This is a genomic window from Nocardia yamanashiensis (genome assembly GCF_021183565.1).
GTDB classification, from domain to species: Bacteria; Actinomycetota; Actinomycetes; order Mycobacteriales; family Mycobacteriaceae; genus Nocardia; species Nocardia yamanashiensis.
In genome coordinates this window covers 5359407-5371027 of the sequence record NZ_CP089226.1, presented here as the reverse complement: position 1 = coordinate 5371027, position 11621 = coordinate 5359407, and the positions used below count along the sequence as shown (strand labels likewise).

The window sequence follows — 11621 nt, the reverse complement described above, 5'->3', positions numbered from 1 at the left end:
GACGTAAGACCGTGCGTACCAATGTTTCCCGACAATCCCTCGCCACCGTTCGCAACCTCGGCATTCTCGCGCACGTCGATGCGGGGAAGACCACCGTCACCGAGCGGATGCTGTTCCGCACCGGTATGACGCACAAGCGCGGTGAGGTGCACGACGGCACCACCGTCACCGATTTCGATCCGCAGGAACGCGATCGCGGCATCACCATTTTCGCGGCCGCCGTGAGCTGTGAGTGGAACGGTCACCGGCTGACCGTCATCGATACTCCCGGGCACGTCGACTTCTCCGATGAGGTGGAGCGCTCGCTGCGCGTATTGGACGGTGCCATAGCGGTTTTCGATGCGGTCGCCGGTGTGGAGCCGCAGAGCGAATCGGTGTGGCGGCGGGCGGATCGCTATGCCGTGCCGCGCCTCGCGTTCGTCAACAAGATGGATCGCGCCGGGGCGGACCTGGACGCGGCCGTCGCGTCGATTCGCGCACGGCTGCACCCGAATCCGCTGCTGGTGCAGTTGCCGATCGGCAGCGAAGACGAGTTCACCGGAGTGGTGGACCTGGTTCGCATGCGCGCCATGGTGTGGGCGGACGGGGCCGCGGTGCCCGTCGTGGAACCGATTCCCGATCACCTCGCCGAGCAGGCGCGCGACCGTCGTCGCGCGCTGGAAGAAGCAGTAGTAGAACATGATTCGAACGCTTTGGAGGAATATGTCGAACACTCGGCACTGGCCGACGACACCCTGTCCGCGGCCCTGCGCGCGCTGACCCTTTCGGGTGCGGCCGTCGTGGTGCTGTGCGGCGCGGCCTACCGCAACCGTGGCATCGAGCCGTTGCTCGACGCCGCCGTGGCCTACCTGCCCTCGCCGCTGGACCGGACAGCCGATCCGGCGGAATCGCTTGCGGCACTGGTGTTCAAGGTGCACGCCACGCCCACCGGCCGGCTCACCTTCGTGCGCCTGTACTCGGGCGAGCTGCGCAAGGGCGACACGGTGCTGGACGCGGGTCCGGGCCGCCGCGAACGCATCGCCCGCATCCTGCGCGTGCAGGCGGATCGGCACGAGGAGGTGGAGGTCGCGACCGCCGGCGATATCGTCGCGCTGGTCGGCCCGAAGCAGGCCCGGGTCGGCGCGACCCTGTGCGCACCCGAGGCTCCGGTCCTGCTGGAACCGCCGAACCCGACGGATCCGGTGATCTCGGTGGCGGTCGAGGCCAAGAACAATGCCGAGGCCGAGAAGCTGGCCGTGGCGCTGTCCCGGATAGCGGAGGAAGACCCGTCGCTGGTGGTCCGCACGGATCCCGAAACGGGTCAGACGCTGCTGGCCGGTATGGGCGAACTGCACCTCGAGGTCGTGGTGGAGAAGCTGCGCCGCGACCGCGGCCTGGTGGTGACCGTCGGCCAACCGCAGGTCGCCTACCGCGAAACCGTGGTCCGCGGAGTCACCGGCTTCACCTACCGCCACGTCAAGCAGGACGGCGGTTCCGGACAGTGGGCGCACATCGTCCTCGACGTCCGGCCGCTGGGTGCATCTCGTGACAGCGATGCCGCTCCCGGCCTCGTCGAGCACGAGACAAGCGGTTTCCGCACGGCCGCCACCGGTTTCGAGTTTGCCTCCACCGTGGTGGGCGGCCGGGTGCCCGCCGAGTTCGTCCGTGCAGTCGAGCAGGGCTGCCGCGACGCACTCGCGACGGGTCCCCTGGCGGGCCACCCGGTGACCGGGCTGCACGTCACGCTGGTCGACGGCGCGACGCACAGCAAGGACTCCTCCGAGCTGGCCTTCCGCACCGCGGCCCGCCTCGGCCTCCGGGACGCCCTCCGCGCCAGTGCGATGGCAACGTTGGAACCGGTGGTGGAAATGACCGTCATGGTGCCGGAGGACTACGTCGGCGCCGTCCTGGGCGACCTGGCCGCCCGCCGCGCCCGCGTCTCCGGTTCGGTGACCCGAACCGGCGTCGTGGTGATCACGGCAGCCGTCCCCCTGGCCGAACTATTCGGCTACGCAACCCGTTTGCGCAGCCGAACCCAAGGCCGAGGCACCTTCACCACCCGCCCGCTCGGCTACGCCCCGGCGCAGTAACCACGGGACCAGTCGGTGGCGGCGTACCTGCTACGCCGCCACCGACTTCCGCCCCGATTCCTGCGCCCGAATACGGAATCTGCTGCCGCTCGGGCTCACCCCCCACCCAGTTCAATCTGCTCGCCTCGGCCGGACGGCTGGGACGGCAGGGGAACTGCCGACCCGGCAGCAGATCGCCGATATGACCGCTCGTCGTGGAGATCGTCTGCCGGGCCGGGGGTTCCGGCTGTGGGGGTCAGGATTTGACGAGGATCGCGCGTGGGTAGAGCAGGGAGAAGCCGCGGGCCTGGGCGTTCTGCTGGGATTTTGAGGCGGGCTGGGTGGTGATGGTGGCGATGTCGGAGCCGGCGGCGCGGGCGTCGGACAGGCGGGCGGCGAGCAGGGCGGTTTGGACGCCGTGGCGGCGATGTGCGGGAACTGTTGCCGCGCCGGTCAATTGGGCGATGCCTGCGGCGAGGCGCATGCTCGCGCCGCCGGCGGGGGCGTCGTTGCGGCGCGCGAGGTAGCGGGTCACGCCGGCGGCGGCGGTCAGGTCGCGCATGGCGGCGGCGATGATTTCGCGGGGGAATTCCTCGTGGGAGGCGATGCCCTGGGCGTCGGGGTGGGCGAAGCCGTCGGCGACCAGGGTGAGCCAGAGGTCGAATTCGGTGTCGTCGCTGGGGGAGACGACGACGCCGGGTGCGGGGGTGGGCAGGTCTACGCCGGTGAGTGCCAGGCCGAGGACGTTCTCGAATCCGAGCAGCCGATAGCCGCGGGCGGTCAGCAGGGCGCCGATCTCGGGGTCGGCGAGGTGGGAGAGCTCCACCTGGACGGGGGTGTCGCGCTTGGCGTACAGGGCTTCGATCTCGACCAGTTCGCGCGTGGTGGGCACCCCGTCGAAGCCGAGGCCCGCCACCTTGTTGAGCGGTGAACCGGGTTCGGCGTAGGCGGCCACGCCGCCCGCGAGGGGGATGGCGAAGCCCTGGCCGTCGGACCGGCGGGCGTGGGCGGCGGCCGCGCCCTTGGTGATCAGATCCGTTTCCACGCCCTCGATGCGTGCGCCCAGCTCCATCCCGCAGAACAGCGTGCCCTGATCAGTCATGGCCCGAGCCTAGTTCGCGGCCGAACCCTGCCGCCTCCGGTTTTCCCGCCGGTCCGTAGGGTCGAGCCGTGGCTGTTGATCATGCGACCGGTCGGGGCGATGGGCTCGTCGTCGGATTCGACCTGGATATGACCTTGATCGATTCCCGGCCGGGCATCGCCGCCGTCTGGGATGCGGTGGCCGCCGAAACCGGCGTGCCGATCGATTCCGCGCTCGCCGTGTCACGGCTCGGGCCGCCCTTGCAGATCGAGGCCGCGCACTGGTTCCCGGAAGATCAGGTGCCGGGCGTGGTCGCGCGCTATCGCGAGCTGTACCCCGGGCTGGCCATCACACCGAGCCGGGAACTGCCGGGCGTGGACGATGCGCTGGCGGCCGTGCACAAGGCGGGCGGCAAGGTCCTGGTGATCACCGCCAAGAACCAGCCGCAGGCGCAACTGCATGTGGATCACCTGGGGATGGATGTGGATGATCTCGTGGGCGGGGTGTGGGCGGAGGAGAAGGGCGAGGTGCTGCGCGCGCACGGCGCCCGCATCTACGTCGGCGATCACCTCGGAGATGTGCGCGGCGCGAAGGCCGCGGGCGCGATCGCGGTGGCGGTGACCACGGGACCGTATGCGGCGGAGGAACTCTCGGCCGAAGGCGCGGACGTGGTGCTGACCGACCTCACCGAGTTCCCGGCCTGGCTCGCCGGTCACCTCGACGCCTGACGCGCGAAACCGAATCTCCGCCCCCGGCGGCGCATTCGACGGCCCGCGCTCGCCCCCTGTTCCCGGGCGGGCGCGGATGGTCTTTGACTTCACGGTGATTCGAACACTGTCGAGGCCCGTGGCGCCTAATTACTCTCTGGCGCACGGTCACGAGTATCAGCATGTTCGAGCCCCGGCTCGCTGATCGGCAACCCTCGCGCGGCGGTGGGGTGCCCCGGGTGACGACCAGGCGGTGTCCGACCGGGCATCGCAAGCGCTTTCAGGCCCGGGCGTCGCGTGGGTGAGTCACAGAGGAACAAGATGAGCAAGCAGTGGTCCGGGTCGCGTCGGCTCCGGCTGGTGGTGGGTGTCGCGTCGGCGGCGTTGGTGGCGGGTCTGACGGGGGCGTGCTCCGACAGTTCTTCCGCGGACAAGGGGACGGTCTACTTCGGGGTGTCGGGGCCCAAGACGGGCGCCTCGGCGGAGTACGGGCGGCTCTGGCAGCAGGGCTTCGACCTGGCCTTGGACGAGATCAACGCGGCCGGCGGAATCGACGGCAAGAAGGTCGAATTGAAGTGGGAGGACTCGCAATCCGACCCGAAGCAGACGGTGCCGATCGCCACCAAGTTCGTGGGCGACAACTCCATCATCGCGGAGCTGGGCGACTTCTCCTCGCCGGCCTCCATCGCGGCGTCGCCGGTGTACAACCGGGGCAAGCTGGTGCAGTACGGGTTCACCAACTCCTCCACCGATTTCACCAAGGGCGGGGACTACTCGTGGAGCCCGTCGATCACCCTGGACGTGTTCCAGGAGCGCAACGCCCAGTGGGTGTCGGCCAAGGCCAAGAAGGTTTCCGTGGTCTACCTCGAAACCGACTGGGGTAAGCAGGCTTTCAAGTTCTTCGAGCAGTTCGCGAAGGAGAAGGGCGTCGAGATCGTGTACTCGTCGCCGATCCTGCCCGACTCGCAGGACTTCCGTCCGGTGCTGATCAAGGGCCGCGACGCCAACCCGGATGCGTTCGTGCACTTGGGCTATGGCCCGGACGGCGCGCTCGTGGTGAAGCAGCTGCGCGATGTCGGCTTCGGCGGGCAGTTCTTCGGCGGGCAGAACACCCCGCAGTTCATCTCGCTGGCGGGCACCGCGGCCGAGGGCGACATCGTCAACGGCGTGTTCTCGGCCTCGGACCCGAACCCGAAGATCCAGGCGTTCGTCGGCAAGTTCAAGGCCAAGTTCGGCACCGACCCGGGCGATTTCAACGTGTACGCCTATGACGCGCTCAATGTGCTGGTCAAGGCCGCCAAGCAGGGCGGGGCGACCCGCGAGGGCATTCTGAAGGGCCTGCGCGAGATCAAGGACTTCGACGGCATCGGCCTGGGCACGTTCGCCTTCGACCAGGGCACGCGTCGTCCCAGCGGCGTGAAGCCGATCGAGCTGGTGCTGAAGAACGGGCAGTTCGTGCCCACCGGGAACAAGTAGATGTTCGACACGCTCATCGCGGGTCTGGTCCACGGCAATGCGTACGCGCTCATTGCCGTGGGCATCACGCTGATCTTCGGGGTCAGCAATGTCATCAACTTCGCGCACGGCGCGATCTTCGCCTTCGGGTCGGTGTTCGGCTGGTGGCTGATCGCCGAGCACGGGCTGCCGCTGTGGGCGGCGCTGATCCTGGTGGTGGGGGCGACCGCGCTGGTCGGCGTCGCCATCGACGTGCTGGCGGTGCGGCCGCTGCGGCGCGCGCCCGCCATCGCGGCGCTGCTGGCGACGGTGGCGGTCGGGCTGATCATCGAGAACGTGGTGGCCATCGTGTTCGGGCCGGACACCCGGCCGTTCCCACAGGTGTTGTCCACCAATAACTTCCGGCTCGGCGGGGTGCGGTTCGGCACCTCCGACGTGGTCATGTTCGCCATCACCGTCACGGTGATGGCGGGGCTGTGGGCGTTCCTGCGCTACAGCCGGCACGGGCTGGCCATTCGGGCCACCGCGCAGGATCCGGACGCCGCCGCGCAGATGGGCATCGGGGTGGGGCGGGTGCAGTCGCTGGCCTTCGCCATCGCGTCCGGGCTGGGCGGGCTGGCGGGGATCTTCGTCGGGCTCTACAACTCGAATATCTCGCCGACCAGCGGCGGGGTGGTCGGGATGACCGGGTTCGTGGCGGCCACCATCGGCGGGCTCGGATCGATTCCGGGGGCCGTGGTGGGCGGTTTCGTGCTCGGGCTGGTGGAGGCGTTCGGCATCTACACCTTCGGGGACGGGTACCGGGACCTGATCACGTTCGGGCTGCTGGTGGTGTTCCTGGTGCTGCGGCCGGGCGGGCTGCTGGCGCGGCCGCCGGCCATCGAATCCGAACCGCTGACCGGGACGTTCCTGGGGGCCGGGCGGCAGCTGCGGGTGCGGTGGTGGCATGCGCTCATCGCGTTCGCCCTTGCGGGACTGGTGATTCCGGCGATCTCGAACGATTACGGCATCTCGGTGGGGACGCAGATCGTGGCGTACGCGATCATCGCGGTGTCCATGACGCTGGTCGCGGGGTCGGCGGGACAGCTGGCCATCGGGCAGGCGGGTCCGATCGCCATCGGGGCGTATACCTCTGCGGTGCTGACGGTTTCGCACGGCCGGTCGTTTCTGCCCGCGATCGTCATCGCGGGAATCGTCGCGGCCGTGGCGTCTTCGGTGCTGGCCGCGCCGCTGTGGCGGCTGGGCGGGCACTATGTCGCGATCGCCACCCTGGGCATCGGCATCGTGACGGTGGCGTTGATCCGCAATTGGGAGCCGGTGACGCGTGGCAGCTACGGCATCTTCGGGATTCCCGCGCCGTCGCTGTTCGGGTTCGAATTCACCACGCACAAACAGATTTTCCAGCTGGAGCTGGTGGTGCTGGCCATCGTGCTGGCGGTGATCGTGGGCGTGCAGCGGTCACGGCTGGGCACGGTCATAAAGTCGATCGGCGCGGACGAAGTGGCGGCGCGCTCGGCCGGTGTGCCGGTGCGCGACTACAAGGCGCTGGCCTTCGCCATCGCGGCGTTCTTCTCCGGGATCGGCGGGGCGCTGTTGGCGCACCAGTACTCCTACATCGATCCGACCGTGTTCAACCTGCCCATGTCGCTGCTGGTGGTGACGATCCTGGTGCTCGGCGGCACCTCGTCGCCGTACGGCGCGGTGCTCGGCGCGGCGGTGCTGATCGGCGCGCCCGAGGCACTCCGGCTGGCACCCGAATGGCGAATCGTGTTGTACGGCTTGGTCTTGCTGCTCGTGGTCCGCTTCCGGCCGCAGGGCATCCTGGTGAGGAGGGAACGTGTCCCCGTCAACGCCTGAACCCGTGCTGCAGGTGACCGGCCTGCGCCGCTCGTTCGGCGGCGTGCACGCCGTGGACGGCATCGACCTGACCGTCGCGCCCGGCGAGTTCGTCGCGATCATCGGGCCCAACGGCTCCGGCAAATCGACCACCATCAACCTCATCTCCGGCGTCCTGAAACCCGACGCCGGGGAAGTCCTGGTGCGCGGCAAGCGAATCCGCCCCGGCAAGCCCGAAGCCGCCGCGGCGGCCGGGCTGGCCCGGACCTTTCAGAACGGCCGTGTCTTCGGCAATATGACGGTTCGCGAGAACGTGGACGTCGGCTTGCAGACGACGCTCACCGCGTCTCGCCCACTGCGGTCGCTGGCGAATCTGCCGGTGCTGCGCTGGGTTTCGCTGCTCGCCGAACTGGCCGTGGCCCTGGTGCCGACGCCCGCCGCGCGGGCGGAACGCAAGGCGACCGCGGACCGTATCGACGCGCAACTGGCCCGCTTCGGCGAACGCCTCACCCCGCGCGCCGAAAACCCCGCCTACACCCTCTCCTACGCCAACCGCCGCCGCACCGAGATCGCCCGAGCCCTGGCTTTGGAGCCGGACCTGCTGCTCCTCGACGAGCCGGCCGCCGGCATGAACCAGACCGAAACCGCCGAAATCGGCAGGCAGCTGGCCGAACTGAAGGCCCAGGGCCAAACCGTCCTGCTGGTCGAACACAAGATGGACATCGTCCACGACCTCTCCGACCGCGTGCTGGTCCTGGACGAAGGCCGCGTCATCGCCGAAGGCAAACCGGACGAGGTCCTCGCCGACCCCCGCGTCATCGAGGCCTACCTCGGCCGCAGCCGGGTGACTCCGGCCGCTGAATCCGGAGTGGATGGTTCGGGCGAGCCCGAAGCCGGGCCGGAGACCGCGGTGAGCGTATCCGGCGAGGAAGACCGAGACGAAGCCGTCGGCGCGGGCCGGTCCGACGAGGTGCGCGGTGAAGGGAAGGTGACGGCGGATGCCTGAGACCGAGGGCGTGCCGCTGCTCGAGTTCGATCGGGTGGTGGTGCATTACGGGCCGTCGCGGGCGTTGAACGAAGTCTCGCTGAAGGTGTTTCCGGGGGAGATCGTTTCGCTGCTGGGCGGGAACGCGTCCGGGAAGTCGACGACTATGAAGACGGCGCTGGGGTTGTTGAAGCCGACCTCGGGGGCGGTGCGGATCGACGGGGTGGATGTCAGCAAGACTCCGCCGTCGGCGCGGATCGCGGCGGGGTTGGCTTCGGTGCCCGAGGCGCGGCGGGTGTTTCCGGCCATGACGGTGGAGGAGAACCTTTTCGTCGGCGGGTATATCCGGAAGGAGCGGCGGGCGGTGCTGGCTGCGCGGGCGGGGGAGATGTTCGATCATTTCCCGCGCTTGGCCGAGCGGCGGAAGCAGCGGGCGGGGACATTGTCCGGTGGGGAGCAGCAGATGCTGGCTTTCGCGCGGGCGTTGATGAGCAAGCCGCGGTTGATCTGCATGGACGAGCCGACCATGGGGTTGTCGCCGTTGTTCGTGGACCGGGTGCTCGATGAGATCGCGCGGCTGAACAAGGAACTCGGGCTGGCGATTCTGATCGTGGAGCAGCAGGCCGAACTGGCGCTGAGCATCGCGCACACGGCGAACGTGCTGCGGACCGGGGAGATCGTATTGCACGGTCCGGCAGCGGAATTGGTGGGCGATCCGGCGGTGCGGGACGCGTATCTGGGGAAGGTGACGGTATGAGTGTGCAGGGCACCGCGATCCGGCGGCTGGGGTTCTTCACCCGGCTGGTGCGCGCCGACGCGAGTGAGGATGCGGCGCAGGTGTATCGGGAGGCGCTGGAACAGTTCGAGCTGGCGGAACGGCTGGGCTACGACACCGCGTGGGTGGCGCAGCATCATCTGGATCCGGCGGAGGGCGGATTGCCGTCGCCGTTCGTGTTCCTGGCGCACGCCGCCGCGCGCAATCCGCGACTGCGGCTGGGAACGGCCATCGTGACGCTGGCCCTCGAGGATCCGATCCGGGTGGCCGAGGACGCGGCGGTGCTGGACGTGCTCAGCGGCGGGCGGCTCGAATTGGGTTTCGGGGCGGGTGGTTCCAAGCACGCCTTCGAATTGTTCGATCTCGGCGACGCGGACCGGCAGCGGGTGTACGCGGACAAGCTCGCGAAAGTCGTCGCCGCACTGGATGGCGCGCCGCTGGTCGAGGATCGCGGTCTGAATCCGCCCGCCGGCGGTCTGCGTAATCGTCTGTGGCAGGCCACTTTCTCGGCCGGCGGCGCGGAACGGGCGGGCCGCGCCGGTGACGGGCTGCTGCTGTCGAAGGCACAGCCGCGCGATGCCGCGAACGCGGACGCCACCCTGTGGGAAATCCAGCAGCCGCTGGTGGACGCCTACCTGAAGGCGCTGCCGGACGGCGTCGAACCCCGGATCGGGGCCTCCCGAGGCGTTTTCGTGGCCGACGATCACGACGCCGCCGTCGCCCTGGCCGAACGCGGCGCGGAACGTTTCCTGGAGCAGTTGCGCCGCAACCATGTTCCGGACCTCGCCACCACGGTCTCGGACGTGCTGCGCGACTCCTACTTCGGCACCCCCGGCGAGGTGGTCGAGCAGCTGTCCGCCGACACCGCGCTGCTGCGCTCCACCGACTTCATCGTGCAGGTCCACCCGGTCGATCCCGGCCACGCGGCGACCCTGCGCTCCATCGAACTCATCGCCACCGAGGTTGCCCCGCAACTGGGTTGGCGAGCCGACGAAAGGAATCAGCAGTGAGCGAGGCGACTGCCGTCGCGCCGGCCGAGGCCACCCCGGTGGCCGGCGACCGGTCCGGCGATGTGATCGACGCGGTGCTGGGCGACCACGCGGCCGCGGTGCGGGAACTGCGGCAGGCGCGACCCGCCGTGGTCGAGCACACCCAGGGCGTCTACGACGCCTTGTTCGACGGTCCCGCCGCCGAGTCGGTCGGCCGGGAACGCTTGGTCGCGGCCGCTGTGGCGGTCGCCGAACTGGCGGGCGCGCCCGAATTGGCCGCGCACTACGCCGGTCTCGGCACCACCCCGGCCGAGGGCGATCCGGTGCTGGCGGCCATCCTGCGCCACGCCGCGCGGGTCACCAGCGCCCCGGCGGCCATCACCCGCGCCGATATCGACGCGCTCGCCGCCGCCGGACTGTCCGAGCGCGACATCGTGACGGTCGCCCAGCTCATCGGATATGTGCACTACCAGGTCCGGCTGCTGGCCGGCCTCAGCCTGATCGGAGCGTCGCATGAGTGAGGTCCGCAGCGTCGAGATCGACCGGCGGCCAACCGGATTCACCCAGGAGCAGCTGGACTGGGTGCCGTGGGTGGAGCCCATCGTGCTGGCCGACGCCGACGACGCGCAGCGTCCGTTGCTGGAAGGTGACCGCGGTATCGGGCCGTACTTCCGGCTGCTGGCGCGCAATGCCGGCGTGCTGCGGCACCGCAGCGCGAACGACAAAGAGATCTTTTACGGCCGTACCGGTTTGGGGCGTGCCGAACGAGAACTCGCCGCCACCGTCACCTCCCGGCACAACGGGTGTGAATATTGCGCCTCCGTGCATTCCCGATTCACCACCGCGCTGTCCAAGCGCGGCGACGATGTGCAGCGTTTGCTGGACGAAGGCAATACCGTCCGGATCGATGAAAAATGGGATGCCGTAATCGATTTCGTGGACGCGCTGGCCGCCAATCCGCCGCGTGCGGAACAGGCGCACCTGGACCGGCTGCGCGCGGTCGGTTTCGGCGATACCGAGATTCACGATCTGGTGCTGTCCACCGCGTCGTTCTCGTGGGCGAATCGGCTCATGCTCACCCTCGGTGAACCGGAGGTCCCGCAACCTTCGGAGCCGTGACAAACGGTTCCAGCCATTTCCCGGCGCTCCGGTATCGCTTCGGCGGTGCCGGAGCGTTCGGCATTTCCGGGGACTTGGATAACCGCAGGTGGAAGCGGTTTCCGCAAGATCGCGAAATAAACCTAGATTTTTCCTGGAAAACCTCCGCGCGAGTCATGGCGGTCGGTATGGTCCCGATAGCAAACAGTCAGTGACAGCACTGACCGCATAGTTCGAATCGGAGCACCACAATGACAGACCTCATCTCGGGCATCCTTTCCCAGACCATCCTGAAGCTGATCGCCAGCGGTTCGGCGAGCCTGTCGGCGAAGTAGCCACGGCGATGCCACCTTTCGGCTACTGCGCGGAAGCCGAGCGGGTGGTCGCGGGCCCGATCCATGACGAGGGGATCGGGCCCGTCGTCGTCTCCGGGGTGCGCCGGCGCTCCGGGGCTGGTCGCCACGCGCGTCGCGCCGACTCGCGGAATAAGTTCTAAAAATATCCTAGAAAAGTATTCCGTCCAGTTCGTCCGCTCTGTATCGTGTGGAACGGCAAACGATCAGTGACTTTCGGGTCTTTGCGACATCGGACCGCGTGTCTCCCCCCGGACCCGCGTTCCGAACCCGGGACAGTTCCCCTGCCTATAC

General features: G+C 68.8%; 10 protein-coding genes and 1 riboswitch. Of the genes, 9 read left to right on the top strand and 1 reads right to left on the bottom strand.

Annotated features, from left to right (window positions below; translation table 11 throughout):
• Positions 1-11: 11 nt before the first annotated feature.
• The gene (fusA, locus tag LTV02_RS25260; protein WP_233034296.1) at positions 12-2069 is read left to right on the top strand and encodes an elongation factor G; all 2058 of its coding nucleotides are present in this window, start codon (positions 12-14) and stop codon (positions 2067-2069) included.
• Between the two features lie 235 nt (positions 2070-2304).
• On the opposite strand, the gene LTV02_RS25255 is transcribed toward fusA, so the two are convergent.
• Entirely contained in the window at positions 2305-3132 is an 828-nt protein-coding gene (locus LTV02_RS25255) for a GNAT family N-acetyltransferase (protein ID WP_408639422.1), read from the bottom strand.
• 86 nt (positions 3133-3218) lie between these two features.
• Here LTV02_RS25255 and LTV02_RS25250 point away from each other — a divergent pair, with 86 nt between their 5' ends.
• The 8 genes from LTV02_RS25250 to LTV02_RS25215 all read left to right on the top strand — a co-directional run bounded on the left by LTV02_RS25250 (position 3219) and on the right by LTV02_RS25215 (position 10995).
• Entirely contained in the window at positions 3219-3857 is a 639-nt protein-coding gene (locus LTV02_RS25250; RefSeq protein WP_233034292.1) for an HAD family hydrolase, read from the top strand.
• Positions 3858-4002: 145 nt separating this feature from the next.
• Positions 4003-4119, top strand: a riboswitch (SAM riboswitch).
• A 38-nt stretch (positions 4120-4157) separates the two neighbouring features.
• The gene (locus LTV02_RS25245; RefSeq protein WP_067716903.1) at positions 4158-5312 is read left to right on the top strand and encodes an ABC transporter substrate-binding protein; all 1155 of its coding nucleotides are present in this window, start codon (positions 4158-4160) and stop codon (positions 5310-5312) included.
• Positions 5313-7148 (top strand): ABC transporter permease, encoded by a 1836-nt coding sequence (locus LTV02_RS25240; RefSeq protein WP_233034290.1) that lies wholly within the window; start codon positions 5313-5315, stop codon positions 7146-7148. It abuts the gene before it with no gap.
• Positions 7129-8133 (top strand): ABC transporter ATP-binding protein, encoded by a 1005-nt coding sequence (locus tag LTV02_RS25235; RefSeq protein WP_233034289.1) that lies wholly within the window; start codon positions 7129-7131, stop codon positions 8131-8133. The genes LTV02_RS25240 and LTV02_RS25235 overlap by 20 nt, the downstream gene beginning before the upstream one ends.
• Positions 8126-8869, top strand: coding sequence for an ABC transporter ATP-binding protein (locus LTV02_RS25230; RefSeq protein WP_233034288.1), 744 nt, complete (start codon positions 8126-8128; stop codon positions 8867-8869). The genes LTV02_RS25235 and LTV02_RS25230 overlap by 8 nt, the downstream gene beginning before the upstream one ends.
• Positions 8866-9897, top strand: coding sequence for a putative FMN-dependent luciferase-like monooxygenase (locus tag LTV02_RS25225; protein WP_233034286.1), 1032 nt, complete (start codon positions 8866-8868; stop codon positions 9895-9897). The genes LTV02_RS25230 and LTV02_RS25225 overlap by 4 nt, the downstream gene beginning before the upstream one ends.
• Positions 9894-10397 carry a hypothetical protein gene (locus tag LTV02_RS25220; protein WP_084535233.1) on the top strand — a complete coding sequence of 168 codons (504 nt, stop codon included), beginning with the start codon at positions 9894-9896 and terminating at the stop codon, positions 10395-10397. The genes LTV02_RS25225 and LTV02_RS25220 overlap by 4 nt, the downstream gene beginning before the upstream one ends.
• Entirely contained in the window at positions 10390-10995 is a 606-nt protein-coding gene (locus LTV02_RS25215) for a peroxidase-related enzyme (protein WP_067716892.1), read from the top strand. Before LTV02_RS25220 ends, LTV02_RS25215 begins: the two co-directional genes overlap by 8 nt.
• Positions 10996-11621 lie beyond the last annotated feature (626 nt).

Excerpts from the sequence above, each read along its gene's own strand:
- LTV02_RS25230 (WP_233034288.1), top strand. The coding sequence starts at position 8,126 with ATGCCTGAGACCGAGGGCGTGCCGCTGCTCGAGTTCGATCGGGTGGTG.
- LTV02_RS25225 (WP_233034286.1), top strand. The coding sequence starts at position 8,866 with ATGAGTGTGCAGGGCACCGCGATCCGGCGGCTGGGGTTCTTCACCCGG.
- LTV02_RS25245 (WP_067716903.1), top strand. The coding sequence starts at position 4,158 with ATGAGCAAGCAGTGGTCCGGGTCGCGTCGGCTCCGGCTGGTGGTGGGT.
- LTV02_RS25240 (WP_233034290.1), top strand. The coding sequence starts at position 5,313 with ATGTTCGACACGCTCATCGCGGGTCTGGTCCACGGCAATGCGTACGCG.
- LTV02_RS25215 (WP_067716892.1), top strand. The coding sequence starts at position 10,390 with ATGAGTGAGGTCCGCAGCGTCGAGATCGACCGGCGGCCAACCGGATTC.